Origin of the sequence: Ramlibacter sp., from assembly GCF_036676645.1 — a bacterium.
Lineage (GTDB): Bacteria > Pseudomonadota > Gammaproteobacteria > Burkholderiales > Burkholderiaceae_C > Ramlibacter.
Genome location: NZ_JAKFCM010000018.1, coordinates 33,023 through 52,236, shown reverse-complemented (window position 1 = coordinate 52,236; position 19,214 = coordinate 33,023). Strand labels below are relative to the sequence as shown.

Here is a 19,214-nt window from a genome sequence, read left to right as displayed (position 1 = left end):
CATGAAGCGCGGAACCCTCGCCTACCTGCTGGCCCTTTCGGTGTTGTTCAACCTGGGCGCGGTGCTCGCGACGGCCTACCAGGTCCACCGCCATGCGAGTGCCGGCCCGGCGGACATCGCCAGCCAGCTGCAGCTCGACCCGGACCAGGCTCGTCGCTGGAAGGAGCTGGAAGCGCCGTTCACGGCCGAGCTGGACGCGGAATGGCAGGAGATCGGCCGGCGACGGGAAGCACTGATCCACGCGATTTTCGCGGCGCAGCCGGATCCGCAGGCGATCGAGGCCAATCGTGCGGCCATCGCAGAGTTGCAGGCGCGGCAGCAAAGGCGCGTCATCGAGCAGCTCCTGCGCGAGCGTGAGTTGCTGCAGCCGCAGCAGCGCGAGGCGCTGGTCCGGTTGCTGCTGCAGCAGCCGCAGCCTGCCGTCGACGAGCGAAACCTGCACGGCGAGTAGCCCGCGCGCGCTCGTTCGCTGCACCCGGCTGGGGCCATCGGCCCGTCCTTCTTGCGGATTTCTTGATCTTTGCTTGGTACACGCAGCATCGGACGAACATTCGCGCGCACGGCTCGTTTCATCATGCGAGCACGAACCGATCGGCTCCTGGACGGCGGGCCAGCCGCCCGCCGTCAGCAACCCAAGACTTGTCCCAAAGGATCGAAATCATGAAAGCAGCAGTCGTCTTCGGCCTACTGGTCGCCACCGCCATGTCCTCCTTCGCCAACGAAGCCAGCGACGAACTCGCCAACCGCACGCCGTACCAGAGCGTGCTTTCCCGCCAGGCGGTGCAGGACGCCTACCTGGCGGCGCGCAAAGCGGGCACCCTGCCGGTGACCAGCGAAGCCGCCTCGCTGCAGACGCCCACCGTTCCCGAGAACGATGAAGCGCGCGCCGAGGCCCGCCGGCAAGCCCTGGAGGCGGCCAGGCAGCGCGTCATCCACGAGCTGATGTGACCCATCGCAAGCCGGGGGCGAGCGACGAAGTGCCCGCAGGCTACCGGGTCGTTCGCGACCCGTTCGCTCCGCTCCCATGCCGTGACTCCGCTTCTCGCCCCGAGGAACAGACCGATGCCATCTCGCATCGCTTCGTTGCGGCATCTGCTGCTGGTTGCCTGCGTGGCTGGATCGACCGTGGGAGCCCACGCCGGCCGCCCACTCGCCGTCGACGACGCGAACGTCAACGAGCCCGGGCGCGGCCAGCTCGAGACCTGGGTTGCCGGGAGCGAGGGGGCCCGCCTGTTCAACGTGGCGCCTGCCTACGCTCCCATCCGCGGGCTCGAGCTCGGCGCCCTGCTCGCGCAGGACAGCGTGGCCAGGCAGACCCTCACGGCCGTGCAGGCCAAGTGGCAGGCCACGCCTTCCGCATCCAGCGGCTGCAATGCCGGCCTGGTCGCGGGCGCCTCGCGGGCCTCCGGGGATGGCAGTGCGGCCTACCTGAACGGACTGCTCACCTGCAATTCCGAGCCGCTCGGCAGCTTCCACTTCAACCTGGGCGCGAGCAAGCCGCGGCACGAGCCCGCTGCGCCCACCTGGGGCGTGGCTTACGAGCGGGAGATCGGGCACGTGACACCGCACATCGAGTGGTTCGGCGCCCGCCACACCCGGCCGACCCTCCAGGCCGGGCTGCGCGGGCTGGTCGCGCCCCTGGTGCAGCTCGACGGTTCGGTCGGCCGCGGCGGCGACCAGACCCTTTTCACCATCGGCCTGAAGTACCAGTTCTGATTCACCATGGACCACCCCACCGATGCCCAGGTGCCGATCCTCGTGCTCACCATGGAACGGATCCAGAGGACGTGGAGCCTGCCCGACGACTGCGAGATCGGGGTGGGCTTCCGGGCCGGCGCGTGCGGGGCCGGTCTCTACGACAGTGAACGAATGCGCGGAATGCTGGAAGCCTCCCCTTGCGGGATGATCGTGGTCGACGCGCAGGGGCGCATCGAGGTCGTGAACCGCGAGGCCGAGCGCCAGTTCGGCTACACGCGCCAGGAACTGGTGGGCATGGAGATCGATGACCTGTTGCCCGAGAGCGAGCGGCGCGCCCATGCAAGACTGCGCGACGGCTATCACGCCGCACCCTGCCATCGTCCCATGGGCGCCGAACGCGAATTGCAGGGCCGCCGCAAGGACGGCTCGGTCTTTCCGGTGCAGGTCGGGCTGAACCCCCTGCAGGGGACGTCTCGTGGCCTCGTGCTCGCATCCGTGCTGGACATCACCGAGCGGCTCGAAGCGCAGAGGGTGGTGCGCGAAGCGGCCCGCCGCAAGGACGAATTCATCGCCGTGCTGGCGCACGAGCTGCGCAATCCGCTGGCGCCGGTCCGCAACGCGCTGGAGATCCTCAAGCGCACCACGGCCGGCGATGCGCAACTGGCACGGCTGCGGGACATCATGGACCGTCAGGTCAGCCACATGACGCGGCTCGTCGATGACCTCCTGGACGTCAGCCGCATCGGCCGCGGCCAGCTGACCCTGCGCGCGGAGCGGTGCGACTTCGCGGCCATCGTCCGCCAGACCGCGGAGGATTACCGCAGCGGCCTCGAAGCCGACGGCCAGCGACTCGTGCTGCACGGATGCGACGGACCCCTGTGGGTTGACGGCGATCCGGTGCGGCTGGCCCAGATGCTGGGCAACCTGCTGGCGAATGCGGGCCGGTTCCGGCAGGGCCCGGGCACCGTGGAAATCCGCGCCCGGGTCGACCCGGCCGCCGGGCTGGTGAGGCTTTCCGTCGCCGACACCGGGATCGGCATGGACGGGCAACTGCTCGAGCGCCTGTTCAACCCGTTCTCGCAAGCCCCCCAGGATCTCGCTCGCACCCAGGGCGGCCTCGGCCTCGGACTGGCAGTGACCAAGGGGATGGCCGAACTCCACGGCGGCAGCGTGCGGGCCGAAAGCGAAGGCCCGGGCCGCGGGGCGTGCTTCACGATCACGCTCCCGCTGGCGCCCGCGGACTGATCACGAGGAGGCGCCCCTGGACAGGTCGTCGATCATGGCGATGCAGTCCCTGGCGAAGCCGATGGTCCGGCCTCCGTCGGCGCAGCGCCGCCCAGCGCCACGTAGAGCGAGACGGTGTCCTGCAGCCGGCGGGCTTGCGCAGCAGCCAGTGCAATCCCCGACTGCTGCGCCTCGCGCGTGGCATCGAGGACCTCCAGGTAGCTGGCTGCTCCCAGGGCGTGGCGCTGGCGGGCCAGCTGCAGCGCGGCCTGGGCGGCGGAATTCGCGACCGCCTGTGACTGCAACGCGTGGGCGTCCTGCTCGACCGAGCGCAGGACATCGGCCACGCCACGCAGGGCTTCCAGGACCACCGTCTGGTAGTTGGCCGCCGCGGCCTCGAACGCCGCCAGCGCGGCACGCTTTTCGGCCGCCAGGCCCGGCCGGAACAGGGGCTGGGTGAGCTGCGCGACCAGCGCCCAGGCGGCCGATCCGCTTCCGAACAGGGCCGCGGTGGACAGGGCCTGGGAACCCGCGCTTGCACTCAGCGTGACCTGCGGGTACAGGGCCGCCACTGCGACCCCGTATTCCGCGCTGGCGGCGCGCAGCAGCGCCTCGGCGCCGCGGATGTCGGGCCGCTGCCGCACCAGTTGCGAAGGCAAGGCCAGGGGCAGCACCGCCGGAAGGACGAAATCATCCAGCGTGAACGCCGGCAGGCCGCCCTCGCCCGGCTCGGCGCCGACCAGGGTGGCCAGCAGGTGCTGGTTGTGCTGGTGTTCCTTGCGCAGCAGGTGCAGGTCGGCGCGGGTCTTCTCCAGCTGGGCCTGGATCGCCAGGACTTCGTTCAGCGCCGCATGCCCCAGCCGCGAGCGCTGCTCCACCAGGCCCAGTTGCTCCTCCTGCGCGGCGACCATGTCCCGGGTGGAGGCGACCTGGCCGGCCAGCCGCGCCTGCGCGATCGCCGTCGCCGCGACGGTGCCGCCCAACGCGAGTTGCGCGGCCTCCAGTTCGTACCGGCGGTAATCCGCGCGGGCCGCCAGTGCCTCCAGCGCCCGCCGATTGCCGCCCGCGAGGTCGAGCGGATAGCTCACCGCGACCGAAGCGCCGTACAGGTCGAACGCCTGCGGGCTGCCGCCGGCGGATCCGGCAGTGCCCGGGCCCGGGCGTTGCCGCTGCGCGGATGCACCTGCGTCCACCTGCGGGAGATGGGCGCCGGCCCGCGCGGCCTGCCGTTCCCGGGCCTGCGCGAGGGTGGCCCGGGCTGCCGCCAGCGTCGGGCTGTTGCGGCTGGCGCGTTCCACCAGCGCGTCGAGCCGGGGGGAGCCGAGGCCGCGCCACCACTGCGCATCGACGGGCGCCTCGGGATCCAGGCGCTGCGCGCCGCCCAGCGCAGTCGCCGGTGCCGACGCCGTCAGGGGGGTGACGGGCGTGGCTGCATAGCCGGCTGACGAAGGCGCTGCCGGCGGCACGAAGTCGGGGCCGGACGCGCACCCGGCCAGGACCAGCATGCAGCCCCATGCAGCAGCGGTGCGACGGCGCGCGGCGCGTGCGATGGATGCCCGGGCGATGCCTGTCATTCGAATCCTCTCCCCTCGCCCGCTTCCTCGTGCGTCACGCCGTCGCGGATGTGGTAGATGCGCCGGAACGTCGGGATGATCTTCTCGTCGTGGGTCACGACGATCACCGCCGTGTCGTACTTGCGCGCCATGTCGTCGAGGATGCGCACCACGGCCATCGCGCGCTCGCTGTCCAGCGGCGCGGTCGGCTCGTCGGCCAGGATGACGGGCGGCCGGTTCACCAGCCCGCGGGCGATGGCCACGCGCTGCTGCTCGCCGCCCGAGAGCTGCGAGGGCATGGCCGCGGCGCGGTGCTGCACGTCCAGGGCCGTGAGCAGTTCCCGCGCCCTGCCCCGGGCTTCGCCGTTGCCGGTGCCGGCCAGCATCGGCAGCAGCGCCACGTTGTCGGTCACGTCCAGGAAGGGGATCAGGTACGGGGCCTGGAACACGAAGCCGATCCGGTCGCGGCGCAGCGCGCGCAGGTCGCGCACCTTCCAGCCGTCGTCGTAGATCACCTCGTCGCCCAGCGTCATGCGCCCGGCGGTGGGGTCGATCACGGCGCCCAGGCACTTGAGCAGCGTGCTCTTGCCCGAGCCGGACGGGCCGATCAGCCCCACCACCTCGCCGGGGGCCACGGCCATGTCCACGCGCTTGAGCGCGTCGACCGCGGTGTCCCCGTGGCCATAGCGCTTGCGCAGGCCCTCGATGCGGATGCCCTTGCCCGCCATGCTCAGCCCCCGATCGCCTCGGCGGGGTCCACCTTCAGCGCCATGCGGATCGCCACCACGCTGGACAGCACGCAGATCGCCAGTACGGCGAGGAAGCCGGCGACCGAGTCCTGCGGCACGAGCAGCACGTGCTTGGGAAACACGGGGGCGGAGAAGGTGGCGGTGATCCTGCCCACGGCGAAGCCGATCACGCCCAGGGCGAGCGCCTGCTGCAGGATCATCCCGGCGATGGTCCGGTTGCGGGTGCCGATCAGCTTGAGCACGGCGATCTCCCGGATCTTGTCCATGGTCAGCGTGTAGATGATGAAGGCGACGATCGCGGCGCTGACGAGCGCCAGGATGACCAGGAACATGCCGATCTGCCGGGCGGACGTCGCGATCAGCTTGCCGACCAGGATCGCTTCCATCTGCGCCCGGGTGTAGACGGTCAGCCGCTTCCAGCGGCGGATGGCGCCGGCGACCTGGTCGGCGTCATGGCCGGGCTCCAGCGTGACCAGGACCGCGTTGACATAGGCGTTGGACGAGCGCGAATCGATGATCGACTCGAGCAGGCCGGGAACCGACGGGCGGTTGAAGTCCGGATTGGCCTCGGTGCGGCGCCGGTCCTTCCGGATCGCATCGTTGTCCTTCAGGAACTGCGCCTCCTGCGCGTCCTTCAGCGGGACGAACACCATCGGGTCGCCGCTGGACGAGACCATGCGGCGGGTCAGGCCCACCACCGTGTACCGGTTGCGCCGGATCGTGATCCGGTCCCCGATGCCGAACCCGGTGGCGATGTCGGCAACCGCCTCGTAGTGGCCGCGCGTGATGTGGCGCCCCTCCACCAGGTAGCGCGGCCAGCCTGGCGCGCCTGCGGCGGTCGCCGGCGCCATCCCGACCACCATCGCGCGCACGTCGGCCTCGCCCTTGCGCACCTGCATGGTCAGGTAGGTCACGTTGGCCGCCTGTTCGATGCCGGGCATGGCCAGCAGGGCGCGGTAGCTGTCGTCGGGCAGGCTGGAGGACTCGGCGTAGGGCCCCAGGGTGTCCCTTTGCACCACCCAGAGATCGGCGCCGCTGTTGTCGAGCAGCGCCTTGCCGTCGTCCACCATGCCCCGGTACAGGCCGGCCATGGTGAGCGTCACGCCGATCAGCAGCCCCAGTCCCACCCCGGTGAAGACGAACTTCCCCCAGGCATGCAGGATGTCCCGCCCGGCCAGGCTGATCATGGCCGCGCCTGGGCGATCCGGTCGACGACGTGGATGCGGGAGCGGGCGGTCAACGCGCTCGCGCTGTGCGTGACCACCCGGTCGCCGGCCTGCAGCCCCGAGCGCACCTGGACGTGCCCGTCCAGGTCGGATGCCCCCAGCGTGACCGGCGTGAAGCGGAGTTCCCCGTCGACCACCCGCCACACACCCGTGCGGCCGCCTTCGCGCCGCAGGGCCGAGTTCGGCACCACCGGCGCGGGGGGAGCCGGTGGCAGGAGCACGGTGACCTCCGCCAGCTCGCCCATGGGCGGCAGGGGCTGTGGCAATGCGTCGAAGACCACCTTGGCCAGCGCTTCCTCCGTCACGGCGTCGGCCTTGGGCTCCAGCCGCAGCACGCGGCCGTGCACGGCCTGGCCGACGCGCGAGCGCAGCTCGACACGGGCGGGCAGGCCCTCCCGCAGCCCGGACGCGCTGAGCTGGTCGAGCCGCACGTTGACCCAGAGCGTGCGCGGGTCGATCACCTCGACCACCGGCTGGCCGGCGACGATGGTCGTGCCCGGGTCCGCATGGCGCGCCGTCACCACCCCCTCGACGGGTGCAAGCAGGCGCAGGTTGGCGCGCAGCGCCGCCAGCGCCTGGCCATCGGCGCGGCTGCGCGCCAGGTCGGCCTTCGCCGCGGCCAGCGCGGCCTCGGCGATGCGCAATTCCTGCTGCTTCGCGTGCAGGGCTTCCTCGCTGACGGTGCGCACGGCGAACAGCTGCTCGTAGCGCACCGCCTGGCTGGCAGCATGGGACTGCCGCGCTTCGGCTTCCCTCAGAACCGCTTGCGCGCGATCCAGCAGGGCGGCCTGCGAGCGCAGCCGCTCCTCGAGGTCCACCGGGTCCATCTCGCCCAGCACCTGTCCGGGGCGGACGCGGTCGCCCACCTGGGCGTCCAGGCGCTGCAGGCGCCCCGCCGCCACCGGGCCGATCTTGTAGACGTAGCGGGCCTCCACCGTCCCTGTGCCGAACACCGCCGGGGCGACCGCCTGCGACTCGACGCGCACGACGCTGACCGCCACCGGCGCCAGCGGGCCGGAACGCACCGCGACGTACAGGAACAGGGCGGCCAGCGGGACCACCCCCGCCAGGAGCGCCTTGGTGGGCCGCTGCAGGTGCGGGATCTTCATGCCGCCCCCGAAATGCCGCGGCGGTAGATGGCGAAGGCCCCCGGCGCATCGCTGCGGATGCGCTCGACGTCGCCGGCCAGCAGCGACTGCATCACCAGGCCCTGGATGGTCCCGATGAACAGCGTGGCCGCGGCCCCGCAATCCAGTCCGGGCGCCAGTTCCCCGCTGGCCTTGCCCCGCTCCAGCAAGGCTTGCAGGCGCTCCCCATAACGCTCGATGAGCGCGCACACCATCCGCTTGGCGGGCGACGTGGCCGGGCGCTGGAGCTCGCCGAAGATCATGCGCGGCACGCCGGGGTGCTCGGCGACGAAGTCGATGTGGCTCATGAACATCGCCTCCAGCGCGGCAAGGGGCCCAGGCGCGCCGGCGGCCGCCTTGTCGACGCGGTCGAGCAGCCGCTGCGCCACCCAGTCCATGACGGCCTCCCAGATGGCGTCCTTGCTCGGGAAGTGCCGGAACAGGGCACCCTGCGTCAGGTGCATGTGCCGGGCGATGGCGGCCGTGGTGATGTCGCTGGGGTTCTGTTCACCGGCCAGTTCCACCACGGCCTCGACCGTGACGGCTCGGCGTTCTTCCGCGGGCAGGCTGTTCAGGTGCATGGGCAAGATAGTAATTGATTGCTATCTTGAAAGGGGGTAAAGCCCCTCCGCTATTCAGGCCTTGCTAAGGATGGGCCGTTCGCCCACGCCGGCCCGGATCCCGCCCCGCCGGTCCGCCCAGGGTCGGCCGCACTCCAGCCGAGCTCGACAATCTCACCACTTGCCGCGCGGCTGCTGGCTTCGGATGTGCTGGGCGATCAGCTCGGCGGCGTCCGGCCGGTTGGCGCGCTTCGCGAAGTCGATGGCGGTCAGGCCGAGCTGGTTCTTCATGGCCGTGTCGGCGCCCGCGTCCAGCAGCAGCTTCACGGCGTCCGGCGTGCCGTAGTGCGCGGCCATCATCAACGGCGTCGTACCGTTGGGCGACTCGGCGTCGATGAAGGCGTGGTGCTCCAGGAGCAGCGCCATGATCGCCAGGTGCCCGCCGGTGGCGGCGTAATGCAGCGGCGCCCAGCCGGGCTTGTTGACGTCGGCGTCGCGCGCGACCAGCCGCCGGGCGATCTCTGCATGCCCCTTGAGCGCCGCCATCATCAGCGGAGTCTCGTCGTGGCTGTTGCGGCCGTCGACCTGGGTGGCCGGCCAGGCGACCAGCGCCTGCGCCACCTTCGTGGCGCCGTCGCGCAGGGACAGGTACAGCGCATGCTGGCCGTCGGGGCTGGGCGTGTTGGGGTCGAATCCACGCTGCAGCAGCTCGGTGATGGCCGCCGGATCGTCTTTCTTCACGGCCGCGAAATAGTCCTCGTAGGATCCGGCGTGAGCGATAGAAACACTAACCAATACAGATAGATAGGCAATGAACTTGAAGTAATTTCTCATGCTGCAACCCCTTTGAAGAGCTGCTCGAAGTTGCGGCTGGTCAGCTCCCCGACGGCCTCCACGGCCAGGCCGCGCACCTCCGCGACCTGCCGTGCGACGTGCACGACCAGCGAGGGGTCGTTGGTCTTGCCGCGGAACGGCACCGGGGCCAGGTAGGGACTGTCGGTCTCGATCAGCAGCCGGTTTTCCGGCACGAATGACGCCACCTCGCGCAGGTCGGCCGCGTTGCGGAAGGTCAGGATGCCGGAAAACGAGATGTAGAAGCCCAGGTCGAGCGCCGCCCGGGCCACTGCGGCGGTCTCGGTGAAGCAGTGGAAGACGCCGCCGGCGCTGCCCGCGGAGCCGTCCTCGCCCTCTTCCTTCAGGATGGCGAGGGTGTCGGCCGAGGCTGACCGGGTGTGGATGATCAGCGGCTTGCCGCACCGGCGCGCGGCGCGGATGTGGGTGCGGAAGCGCTCGCGCTGCCACCCCAGGTCGGCCACGCTGCGGCCCCCCTTGCGCTCGTCCATCTGGTAATAGTCCAGCCCGGTTTCCCCGATCGCGACCACCTTGGGCAGGGCGGCGCGCCGCAGCAGGTCATCCTGCGAAGGCTCGGTGACGCCTTCGTTGTCCGGGTGCACGCCCACCGACGCCCAGAAGTTGTCATGGGCCGTGGCCAGTGCGTGGACGGCCCCGAATTCCTCCAGCGTCGTGCAGATGCACAGCGCCCGGTCGACGCCGGCCTGCGCCATGGCGGTGCGGATCTCGTCCAGCCGGCTGGACAGTTCAGGGAAACTCAGGTGGCAATGCGAATCGACGAACATCCGCCGATGATGCACCAGCGCGGCGCCCTGCCCCGCGGGCGGTCAGATGGTCTGGGTCGGCCGCTCGGACGCGAGATGGCCGCCCAGGATCTCTTCGATCTTGACCTTGAGCAGCCGGGATTTCTCGTCGGCCGGGAAGCGCACGCCCACGCCCTGGGTGCGGTTGGCGGCCGCGCGCGGCGGGGTCACCCACGCCACCTTGCCGGCCACCGGGTAGCGCTGCGGGTCCTCGGGCAGCGACAGCAGCACGTAGACATCGTCGCCCAGCCTGTAGTCGCGCGTGGTCGGGATGAACACGCCGCCGTCGGCGAACAGCGGGATGTAGGCCGCATACAGCGCGGCCTTCTCCTTGATGGCGAGCTGGATGACGCTGGGGCGGGGGCTGCTGGCGGCGCTCATGGCAGGGGCTTCAAGGCTGCGAGTGTAGGGCCGCCCGGGCGCGGCTCACAAGCGCCTCCAGCATCAGGCCGGCGTTGAACGGGTGTTCCGCCGTCTTCCTGGCCTGTACGAGTTCGCGCCACCACGCCGTGAGCGATTCGTACGAGGCCGGGCGCGGCAGGTCGGCGGCGTCGAAGAACCGGGGCGAACCCTGGGCGCGCAGCGCCAGCAGGTCGTGGCAGATCTTCTGCAGCACGTCGATGGCCTGGGCGGGCGTGCAATCGGCCAGCGCGGCCACGTCGCCACTGACCAGCGCCTTGGGCAATTGCGCCCAGTCGTGCGCGCCCCGACCCGCGCCGGCCAGCGCCCGTGCCTCCTCCGGCCGGCCGCCGGCCGCCCGCAGCAGCCCGGGCCCTTGCGCCCCGTCGACACCCTGCTGCGCCAGCCAGGCCAGGCTCTCCGCGGCCTCGGGCCAGTGCAGCGTGTGGCCCAGGCAGCGGCTGCGGATGGTCGGCAGCAACTGGTGGGCCGCCTCGCTGGCCAGCACGAAGCGCACGTCGCCGGGCGGCTCCTCCAGCGTCTTGAGCAGCGCGTTGGCGGTGACGTTGTTCATGCGCTCGGCCGGGTAGACCAGCACCGCCTTGCCGCGGCCGCGCGCACTGGTGCGTTGGGAAAACTCCACGGCATCGCGCATCGCGTCGACGCGGATCTCGCGGCTGGGCTTGCGCTTCTTGTCGTCGATCTCCTTCTGCGCCGCCTCGGACAGCGGCCAGCCCAGCTCCAGCATGACCGTCTCGGGCATCAGCACGCAGAGGTCGGCGTGCGTGCGCACCTCGACGGCATGGCAGCTGCCGCACTCGCCGCAGGCGCCCTGCGCCGACGGCCGCTCGCACAGCCAGGCGCGGGCCAGCGCCAGTGCCAGCGTGTAGTGCCCGAGCCCGGAAGGGCCTTGCAGCAGCCAGGCGTGGCCGCGCTGGGCCAGCAGCGCCCGGGCCTGCCGCGCGATCCAGGGCGGCAGCCCGCTCACGCCAGCCACCCCTTTCGCCGCACGGCCGCCAGTACCTGCTGCCACACGGCTTCGCGCGGCTGGCTGCCGTCGATCCGGGCGAAGCGCCGGGGTTCGGCCCGGGCCCGGTCGCCATAGCCCTGGGCCACCCGGCGGAAGAACCCGGCTGGCTGCGACTCGAAGCGGTCGGGGGCGCGGGCGCCGGCCAGCCGTTGCGCCGCAAGGTCCGGATCGATCTCGAACCAGAGCGTCAGCTGCGGCTGCCGCAGCTGACCGGCGGGCAGTGCGTCGACCGATTGCACCCAGCGTTCGAGCTGGCCGAGCACCGCCAGGTCGAAGCCCCGACCCGCGCCCTGGTAGGCAAAGGTGGCGTCGGTGAACCGGTCGCACAGCACCACGTCGCCGCGCGCCAGTGCCGGCTCGATCACCTGCTGCAGGTGGTCGCGCCGCGCCGCGAACATCAGCAGCGCCTCGGTGAGCGGATCCATCGGCGCGTTCAGCGCCAATGCGCGCAATTGCTCGGCCAGCGGGGTGCCGCCCGGCTCGCGCGTGAGCACCACCGCCCGACCGGCCTCGCGGAAGGCCTGCGCCAGCGCCTGCACGTGGGTGGACTTGCCGGCACCGTCGATGCCTTCGAAGCTGATGAACAAGCCTGGCGTCACCGGCCCCTCTGGTACTTGTTGACGGCGCGATTGTGCTCGTCGAGCGAGTCGCTGAAATGGCTGCTGCCGTCCCCGCGCGACACGAAGTACAGGGCCTTGCTGGGCGCCGGCTGCACCGCCGCCAGCAGCGAGGCCTTGCCGGGCATGGCGATGGGCGTGGGCGGCAGCCCCGGGCGGGTGTAGGTGTTCCAGGGCGTGTCGGTCTGCAGGTCGATCCTGCGCAGGTTGCCCTTGAAGGCGGCGCCCATGCCGTAGATCACGGTCGGGTCGGTCTGCAGCGGCATGCCGACGCGCAGCCGGTTGTTGAAGACGGCCGAGACCAGCGGCCGGTCGTCGCCGCGGCCGGTTTCCTTCTCCACGATGCTGGCCAGGATCAGCGCTTCCTCGGGCGTCCTGACGGCGGTCTGCGGCGCCCGCTGCGCCCAGGCGGCCTGCAGCCGCTTGTCCATGGCGCGCATCGCCCGCTGCAGCAGGTGCGACTCGGTGCTGCCGCGCGAGTACGCGTAGGTGTCCGGGAAGAAGCGCCCTTCGGGATGCTGGCCGGCGCGCCCCAGTAGCGCCATGACGGCGGCATCGTCCAGGCCGTCGGTGTCGTGCCTGAGGTCTGCCTCCCGGGCCAGCGCGAACCGCATCTGGCGGAAGGTCCAGCCCTCGACCAGCGTGACTGCGCGCAGGCTCTCTTCGCCGCGCGCCAGCTTGGACAGCAGCCGGCGCGGCGTGATGCCGGTTTCCAGCTCGTAGCTGCCGGCCTTGATCTTGCGGCCCTGCCCGGATACGCGGAACCAGGCATAGAGCAGGTCCGGATCGACCTCGACGCCGGCATCGCGCACGGCCTGCGCCACCGATCGCGGCAGCGTGCCCGGCTCGACCGAGAGGTCGACGGTCGCCGCGGGCAGCCGAAGCGGCTGGTTGACCCACCACCAGCCGGCTGCGGCCAGCGCCAGCACGGCCAGCGCGCCGAGCAGGAATACCGTCTTGAGCAAGCGCGCCACTGTCCCTGAACACCCGGAAGGATTGGACCGGCCATGATAATGGAGCGATGTCCCCTGCCCTCGAAGGCCGCTGTCCTCTTGCGCACCTGGGCGTGATCCGCGCCCGGGGCGAGGATGCCGCGCGGTTCCTGCACAACCAGCTGACCCAGGACTTCGTGCTGCTGCCGCCCGACCGGGCCCGGCTGGCGGCGTTCTGCACGCCCAAGGGACGCATGCTGGCCAGCATGGTGGGCATGGCCCTGTCGCCACAGGACATCCTGCTGGTGCTGTCGCTCGACCTGCTGGCGCCCACGCTCAGGCGGCTGTCCATGTTCGTGCTGCGCAGCAAGGTCCAGCTCGCCGATGCGACGCAGGACTTCGCCTTGCAAGGCCTGGCGGGCGCCGCCGCCCGGGTGGCACTGCAGGGTGCAGCGGAGCCCTGGAGCAAGCGGGTGGCGGGAGCCGCGCAGGGGGTGGCGCTGTACCCGGCCGATGGCCAGCCGCGGGCGCTCTGGGTGGCCCCGGCCGGCGAGCCGCTGCCGGAAGCCGCCGACCTGCCACCCGCTGCCTGGCTGTGGGGCGAGGTGCGCAGCGGCGTCGCCACGATCACCGCGCCGGTCACCGAGGCCTTCGTGCCCCAGATGCTGAACTACGAATCGGTCGGCGGCGTGAACTTCAAGAAGGGCTGCTACCCGGGCCAGGAGGTGGTGGCGCGCAGCCAGTTCCGCGGCACGCTCAAGCGGCGTGGCTACATCGTGCACTCGGCCGCACCGCTCCAGGCGGGCCAGGAGGTCTTCCGCGAGAGCGACGCCGGGCAGCCCTGCGGCCTGGTCGCCCAGGCCGCGCCCGCGCCTGGCGGTGGCTGGGATGCCATTGCGTCCATGCAGGTGAGCGCGGCCGAAGGCGGCGGGCTCACGGCCGGCGCCGCCGATGGGCCGCCCCTGGAGTTGCTGCCGTTGCCCTACGAGTTGCTGGCCGACATCTGAGGGCGATTCACTCCGCCGCGACCCGCGCCCGATAAGGCGGCGGCACCTGCTGCAGCACGCCCTGCTTCTGGCCAGGGCCTGCCAGCGAGTAGGCGCGGCCCCAGGCTTGCAGCGCGCCGGCCTCGTCCTGCCGGGCGTCCAGCCGGTACAGGCCCAGCTGCACATGGGCGGCCACCCGGGTCTGCGGATACTCCCGCAGCCAGGTCGCCATCGCCCTTTCCGCCAGCGCATGGTCGCCGCTGCGCCAGCCGATCAGGAAGGCATTGGTGACCAGATCCGCGTCGTGGCGGCCGCTGTCCAGCGCTGCGCGGGCGACGGGCAGGGCCTCGCGCACATCGCGAAAGCGCGACAGCAGGATCACCTCCAGCGACAGCACCGAGGGCGCCTGCGGTGCGATCGCCTTGGCGCGGGCGAGGTATTCGAAGGCGCGGTCGGGTTCGCCCATGGCCGCATGCCCGCGCGCGGCGTTGGTGAGGATCGCCACCACATGCGGGCGCGACTGCAGCACCGATTCCCAGATCCAGGTCGCATTGCGCCAGTCGCCCCAGGACGCCAGCTCGTCGGCGACGACGGGGGTGATCTTGCGGTAGTGCGGCGTGATGGCGATGGCCTCGCGCGTCAACGCCAGCAGGCGGGCCTTGGCCGGCGCCCAGCGCGGATCGTTGGGCCGGCCCGACGCACTGATGCGCAGGGCGATCTGGCTGGCCTGCACGATCTTGCGCTCGACCTGGGCGGCCTGCTGCGTGATGAAGGCGGCCAGCAGCAGGCATGCGATCGTGGCGGCCAGCGCGGCGGCATTGCGGCCGCGATTCCATCCGAGCCGGCGAACACCGGATCTGCCCGGAAGGCCCAGCCGCGCATCGGAGGCCGCCAGCAATCCCAGGCAGAGCGCGAACAGTGCGCCGGTGGACGCCATGCGCCAGGGAAAGCCCACGTTGCTGACGAGCAGCAGGGCCAGCAGGCTGGACAGGGCCGCAGCGCGCCAGGGTCCTTCGCCGGCCCCGGTGCCGCCCGCGAGCCGCCAGGTCTGCCAGGCGGCCGACAGCAGGTAGCCGAGCAGCCCTGCCAGGAACAGCGCACCGGCCAGCCCGTACTCCGCCAGCAACTGCAGCACCTCGTTGTGCACGTAGTAGTCGGTCTCGAGCTGCTGGCTGTCCGCCTGGTAAAGCGGCACCTCGGCCTCCCACGCGCCGGCGCCCACGCCGGTGAGCGGGCGGGCCTCGATCACCCGCAAGGTGGCCCTCCACATGACCTGGCGCATCTGCAGCGAGGGATCGGCGGGCCGGATCGACGCGGTGCGCGTGAAGCCGCGCTCCAGGGCCGTGGTCCCGCGCCCTTCCTCGAGGATGCTGGGGTTGCCGGACGGCACCAGGCCCATGCCGGTCACGGCGCCGACGAGGACGGCGGCGACGATGGCGCGGCGGCTGGCGGGCCAGCGCGCACGGTCGAACAGGGTCTTGCTGCGCTCGCCAAGGCAGGCCGCCCCGGAGCCCCGTGGCATCGCCCGCGCGGGGGGAACGACGAGGCGCCAGGCCACCACCGGCAGCACCAGCAGCAGCTGCAGCCACAGCGCGATCAGGGCAGCACGGGTGCCGGTCATCAGGATGGCGACGACCACCAGCGAAGTGCCTGCCGCCAGCACGACAGCAGCGCCGGTGCTTCGGGCGCGCGCCAGCAGCAGCGCCGAGAACGGCAGCGTGCACACCACGAACTCGGCGAAGAAGTTGCGGTTGACGAAGGTCGAGGCCGGGTTCGGCCCTTGCGGGAACAGGCGGAAATCCCCCCAGAACTGCAGCGCCGTCCACAGCGATGCGACCACGGCGCCGGCGTGCACGCCCCAGGCCACCCAGGGCAGGCGTTCGCGCGTGAAGCCATTCAGGGCCAGCCACAGCAGCAGGGCGAACACGAACCAGCGGATCGCCTCCACCGCCGCCAGGTAGGTGTGCGACCAGGCCATGCTGCCCAGCGCGTAGGCCGTCAACAGCAGCGGCAGCCAGGCCACCGGGTGCCAGCGCACCGGATCGGCCGAACCGCGCCGCCCCCAGAAGAACAGCAGCGCCGCGAGCAGCGCGGCAAAGGACACCAGGATGGACTTGAGCGTGTCCTGCAGCATCAGCTCGTTGGGTACGCCCGCCGCGGGCGCCAGCGCCATCGCGGCGGCAAGCAGCAGCACGACCCCCGGGCTGCCGGCCTCGCCCGTCGCCGTCACCGCGGCCGGGCCGCGGAAGTCGGCTGGGTGCGCCGCCCCGCCACCCACGGGCTTTGCGCTCGCCGCGGCCCGCCTTCGCTTGGCCATCCGGCGATCAGCGCACCGCCAGCGGCAGCGCCGCCGCCATCCCGATGTGCGGAATGCCCGCTTCGTCGAAGGGTTCGCCCTCGGGGTGGAAGCCCAGGCGCCCATAGAAGCCCTGGGCCGTGCGCTGCGCGTGCAGGACCGCACGACGGTCGCCGCGCTGCGCGGCGGCGTCGAGCAGTGCGTGCAGCACCTGCTGCCCGACGCCCGAACCGCGCAGCACCTGCAGCACGGCCATGCGGCCGATCCGGGCCACGCCCGGTTCGGGCTGGAGCAGGCGGCCGGTCGCGACCGCCTGCCCCAGCCGGTTGTAGGCCACGGCATGCAGGGCAGCCTGGTCCGCTTCGTCCCACTCCATCTCGGCCGGGATGCGCTGCTCCTCGACGAACACGCGGGTGCGGACGGCGCGGGCGTCGGCGCCGAGCGCCGGCCACGATCCGGTGCGCACCTGCACCACCGGCTCGCCGGCCTCGAAGCCGCCGAGGATCTCGCGCAGCTTCGGCGGTACCGGCAGCGACGTCTGGGTGGCCGGATCGGCGAACACGTAGACCAGCTCGCAGGTGATCAGCAGCTGCTCGCCGCGGAAGATCGCGCCCTCGAACAGCATGGATGAATTGCCGATGCGCCCGCAGCGCAGGCCGACGTCGAGCTGGTCGTCCATGCGCGCCGAAGCATTGAATTCCACCGTCGCCTTCTTGACGTACAGGTCGCCGCCGAGCTGGTGCATGGCCTGCTCGTAAGGCAAGGCCAGCGCGCGCCAGTAGTCGGCCACCGCGGTGTCGAAGTACATCAGGTAGTGCGCGTTGAACACGATCCTTTGCATGTCCACCTCGGCCCAGCGCACGCGCAGGCGGTGGAAGAAGCGGAAGTCGTCTCGTTTCATGGCGTGCGGAAGGCTTGGGCCAGGGCGCGGGCGGCCGCCGCATGGGCCTGCCGGGCCTCGGGCAGCGCCCGCCCCATCTTGATGAACTCGTGGGTGACGCCGGGCCAGACCTCCAGCTCGACGGCCACCCCGGCGAGGCGAAGTTTATCGCCGTACGCGATCCCTTCGTCGAACAGCGGGTCGCAGCCGGCCAGGCCGATCCAGGCCGGCGCGACCCCGTCCACGTCCGGCGCATTCAGCGGCGCGAAGCGCCAGTCCTCGCGCAGGTCCAGGGCTATGTAATGGCCGAAGAAATAGTCGATGTGGGACTGCTCCAGCACCAGCCCCTGCTGGTAGCGGCGGTGCGAACCGCTGTCCTGCCGCGCCGCGGTGCCCGGGTAGAACAGCAGCTGCAGCGACAAGGGCAGGCCCAGGTCGCGCGCATGCAGCGCCGCCACCGTCGCCAGCGTGCCACCGGCGCTGTCGCCGCCCACTGCGATCGGCTCGGCGGCACTCCAGCCGAACCCGGCGCGCCGGTCCGCGATCCACTGCAACGCATCCCAGGTGTCTTCCACCGCAACCGGAAAGCGATGCTCCGGCGCGAGCCGGTAGCCGAGCGACACCACCGCGCAGCCGGCCCCTGCGGCCAGCTCGCGGCACAGGATGTCGTGCGTGTCCACGCTGCCGATGGTGAAGCCGCCGCCGTGCAGGTACAGCAGCACGCCGCGGCTGCGGTCGTCGGCCTGGTAGATGCGGGCCGGCAGGCGGAATCCATCCCGTGCCGGCAGGGTCACGTCCTCGATGCGGCCCAGCGGGCGGCGCGGCACCTCCAGCACGTCGGCCGAGCCTTCGTACGCGGCGCGCGCCTGCCGGGGCGTCTGCAGGTGCAGCGGCTCGCGCCGCACCCGCGCCATGCGCTCGAGCACCGAGCGCATCGTCGGGGTCAGTTCCGGGTATTCGGGCAGGAAGCTCACGGGGTTCGGATGCTGGCCGGCTGCGCATCCGGCAGGCGGGCGGCGCAGCGCGGGCGCGCGAGCGCCCCCGTCCCGACCACGAGCGCGACAAGGGGACGGAAGCGCCCATGCATGCGTCAGCTCCTCTGGGCTAAAGTGGGAAGAGTCATCTTACGACCGACCCTGCCATGGCCCTGATCTACTACCTGACCCAAGTCCAGTTCGATTTCGGCGCCGTGCGCCTGCTCAAGGAGGAATGCCAGCGCGTGGGCATCACCCGCCCGCTGATCGTCACCGACCCCGGCGTGAAGGCCGCGGGCGTGCTGCAGAAGGCCATCGATGCCTTGCAGGGTCTGCCGCATGCGGTGTTCGACCAGACGCCTTCCAATCCGACCGAGGCGGCGGTGCGCGCCGCCGTGCAGGTCTATCGCGACAACCGCTGCGACGGCCTGGTCGCCGTCGGCGGCGGTTCGGCCATCGACTGCGCCAAGGGCGTGGCCATCGCGGCCACCCACGAGGGCCCGCTCACCCGCTACGCCACCATCGAGGGCGGCTCGACCCGCATCACCGACAAGGCCGCGCCGCTGATCGCGGTGCCCACCACCAGCGGCACCGGCAGCGAAGTGGCGCGCGGCGCGATCATCATCGTGGACGACCACCGCAAGCTCGGCTTCCACTCCTGGAACCTGCTGCCCAAGGCCGCCATCTGCGACCCCGAACTCACGCTGGGGCTGCCGCCGAAGCTCACCGCCGCCACCGGCATGGACGCCATCGCGCACTGCATGGAGACCTTCATGTCGGCGGCCTTCAACCCGCCGGCCGACGGCATCGCGCTCGACGGACTGGAGCGCGGCTGGTCGCACATCGAGCGCGCCACCCGCGACGGCAGCGACCGCGAGGCCCGGCTGAACCTGATGAGCGCCTCCATGCAGGGCGCGATGGCGTTCCAGAAGGGACTGGGCTGCGTGCACTCGCTCAGCCACAGCCTGGGCGGCGTCGATCCGCGCCTGCACCACGGCACGCTCAACGCCATGTTCCTGCCGGCGGTGGTCCGCTTCAACGCGCAGGCCGAATCGGTGCGCAAGGACCGGCGGCTGGACCGCATGGCGCGCGCCATGGGGCTGTCCGGCGGCAACGACATTCCCGAAGCGATCCGCGACATGAATGCGCGCCTGGGCCTGCCCAAGGGCCTGGCCGCGATGGGCGTCCAGCGCGGGTCGTTCGGCAAGGTCATCGAAGGCGCCCTGGCCGACCACTGCCACAAGACGAATCCGCGCATCGCCAGCGTCCAGGACTACGAGGAGATGCTGGCGGCTTCGATGTAGGCAG

The 19,214-nt window shown here is 71.6% G+C and carries 20 protein-coding genes; 6 read left to right on the top strand and 14 right to left on the bottom strand.

Annotated features, from left to right (window positions below; all coding sequences use genetic code 11):
• The first annotated feature begins 1 nt into the window (after position 1).
• The 4 genes from V6M57_RS03660 (at position 2) to V6M57_RS03645 (ending at position 2,943) form a co-directional block, all read left to right on the top strand.
• Entirely contained in the window at positions 2-451 is a 450-nt protein-coding gene (locus tag V6M57_RS03660) for a Spy/CpxP family protein refolding chaperone (protein WP_332813624.1), read from the top strand.
• Positions 452-660: 209 nt separating this feature from the next.
• Positions 661-948, top strand: a complete 288-nt coding sequence (locus V6M57_RS03655; RefSeq protein ID WP_332813623.1) for a hypothetical protein — start codon at positions 661-663, stop codon at positions 946-948.
• A 114-nt stretch (positions 949-1,062) separates the two neighbouring features.
• Positions 1,063-1,716, top strand: coding sequence for a hypothetical protein (locus V6M57_RS03650; protein ID WP_332813622.1), 654 nt, complete (start codon positions 1,063-1,065; stop codon positions 1,714-1,716).
• Positions 1,717-1,722: 6 nt separating this feature from the next.
• On the top strand, positions 1,723-2,943 hold the full coding sequence (locus V6M57_RS03645; protein WP_332813621.1) for a PAS domain-containing sensor histidine kinase: 1,221 nt from the start codon (positions 1,723-1,725) through the stop codon (positions 2,941-2,943).
• A gap of 32 nt (positions 2,944-2,975) precedes the next feature.
• Here the strand turns inward: V6M57_RS03645 and V6M57_RS03640 are convergent, their stop codons facing one another.
• The 11 genes from V6M57_RS03640 to mltG form a co-directional block, all read right to left on the bottom strand.
• A complete protein-coding gene (locus V6M57_RS03640; protein ID WP_332813620.1) occupies positions 2,976-4,427 on the bottom strand; it encodes an efflux transporter outer membrane subunit in 1,452 nt (483 codons plus the stop codon).
• A 65-nt stretch (positions 4,428-4,492) separates the two neighbouring features.
• Entirely contained in the window at positions 4,493-5,203 is a 711-nt protein-coding gene (locus V6M57_RS03635; protein WP_332813619.1) for an ABC transporter ATP-binding protein, read from the bottom strand.
• A gap of 2 nt (positions 5,204-5,205) precedes the next feature.
• Positions 5,206-6,411 carry an ABC transporter permease gene (locus V6M57_RS03630; protein WP_332813618.1) on the bottom strand — a complete coding sequence of 402 codons (1,206 nt, stop codon included), beginning with the start codon at positions 6,409-6,411 and terminating at the stop codon, positions 5,206-5,208.
• Entirely contained in the window at positions 6,408-7,559 is a 1,152-nt protein-coding gene (locus V6M57_RS03625; RefSeq protein WP_332813617.1) for an efflux RND transporter periplasmic adaptor subunit, read from the bottom strand. Before V6M57_RS03625 ends, V6M57_RS03630 begins: the two co-directional genes overlap by 4 nt.
• Complete coding sequence (locus V6M57_RS03620) at positions 7,556-8,158, bottom strand: TetR/AcrR family transcriptional regulator (RefSeq protein WP_332813616.1); 603 nt, start codon at positions 8,156-8,158, stop codon at positions 7,556-7,558. The genes V6M57_RS03625 and V6M57_RS03620 overlap by 4 nt, the downstream gene beginning before the upstream one ends.
• Positions 8,159-8,311: 153 nt before the next feature.
• Positions 8,312-8,971, bottom strand: a complete 660-nt coding sequence (locus tag V6M57_RS03615) for an ankyrin repeat domain-containing protein (RefSeq protein WP_332813615.1) — start codon at positions 8,969-8,971, stop codon at positions 8,312-8,314.
• Positions 8,968-9,774: a TatD family hydrolase gene (locus V6M57_RS03610; protein ID WP_332813614.1), complete on the bottom strand. Its 807-nt coding sequence runs from the start codon at positions 9,772-9,774 to the stop codon at positions 8,968-8,970. The genes V6M57_RS03615 and V6M57_RS03610 overlap by 4 nt, the downstream gene beginning before the upstream one ends.
• Before the next feature lie 42 nt (positions 9,775-9,816).
• Positions 9,817-10,173, bottom strand: a complete 357-nt coding sequence (locus tag V6M57_RS03605; RefSeq protein ID WP_332813613.1) for a PilZ domain-containing protein — start codon at positions 10,171-10,173, stop codon at positions 9,817-9,819.
• A 10-nt stretch (positions 10,174-10,183) separates the two neighbouring features.
• Entirely contained in the window at positions 10,184-11,179 is a 996-nt protein-coding gene (locus V6M57_RS03600) for a DNA polymerase III subunit delta' (protein ID WP_332813612.1), read from the bottom strand.
• Positions 11,176-11,820: a dTMP kinase gene (tmk, locus tag V6M57_RS03595; RefSeq protein ID WP_332813611.1), complete on the bottom strand. Its 645-nt coding sequence runs from the start codon at positions 11,818-11,820 to the stop codon at positions 11,176-11,178. The genes V6M57_RS03600 and tmk overlap by 4 nt, the downstream gene beginning before the upstream one ends.
• On the bottom strand, positions 11,817-12,812 hold the full coding sequence (gene mltG / locus V6M57_RS03590; RefSeq protein ID WP_332813610.1) for an endolytic transglycosylase MltG: 996 nt from the start codon (positions 12,810-12,812) through the stop codon (positions 11,817-11,819). Before mltG ends, tmk begins: the two co-directional genes overlap by 4 nt.
• Positions 12,813-12,859: 47 nt before the next feature.
• Here mltG and ygfZ point away from each other — a divergent pair, with 47 nt between their 5' ends.
• On the top strand, positions 12,860-13,777 hold the full coding sequence (gene ygfZ, locus V6M57_RS03585) for a CAF17-like 4Fe-4S cluster assembly/insertion protein YgfZ (RefSeq protein ID WP_332813609.1): 918 nt from the start codon (positions 12,860-12,862) through the stop codon (positions 13,775-13,777).
• Between the two features lie 7 nt (positions 13,778-13,784).
• On the opposite strand, the gene V6M57_RS03580 is transcribed toward ygfZ, so the two are convergent.
• The 3 genes from V6M57_RS03580 to V6M57_RS03570 form a co-directional block, all read right to left on the bottom strand.
• Positions 13,785-15,986 (bottom strand): O-antigen ligase family protein, encoded by a 2,202-nt coding sequence (locus V6M57_RS03580; RefSeq protein ID WP_332813608.1) that lies wholly within the window; start codon positions 15,984-15,986, stop codon positions 13,785-13,787.
• Between the two features lie 94 nt (positions 15,987-16,080).
• Positions 16,081-16,953 carry a YbgC/FadM family acyl-CoA thioesterase gene (locus V6M57_RS03575; RefSeq protein WP_332813607.1) on the bottom strand — a complete coding sequence of 291 codons (873 nt, stop codon included), beginning with the start codon at positions 16,951-16,953 and terminating at the stop codon, positions 16,081-16,083.
• A complete protein-coding gene (locus V6M57_RS03570; protein WP_332813659.1) occupies positions 16,950-17,867 on the bottom strand; it encodes an alpha/beta hydrolase in 918 nt (305 codons plus the stop codon). Before V6M57_RS03570 ends, V6M57_RS03575 begins: the two co-directional genes overlap by 4 nt.
• Before the next feature lie 206 nt (positions 17,868-18,073).
• On the opposite strand from V6M57_RS03570, the gene V6M57_RS03565 reads away from it, so the two are divergent.
• Positions 18,074-19,210, top strand: a complete 1,137-nt coding sequence (locus V6M57_RS03565; protein WP_332813606.1) for an iron-containing alcohol dehydrogenase — start codon at positions 18,074-18,076, stop codon at positions 19,208-19,210.
• The last annotated feature ends 4 nt before the right edge of the window (positions 19,211-19,214 follow it).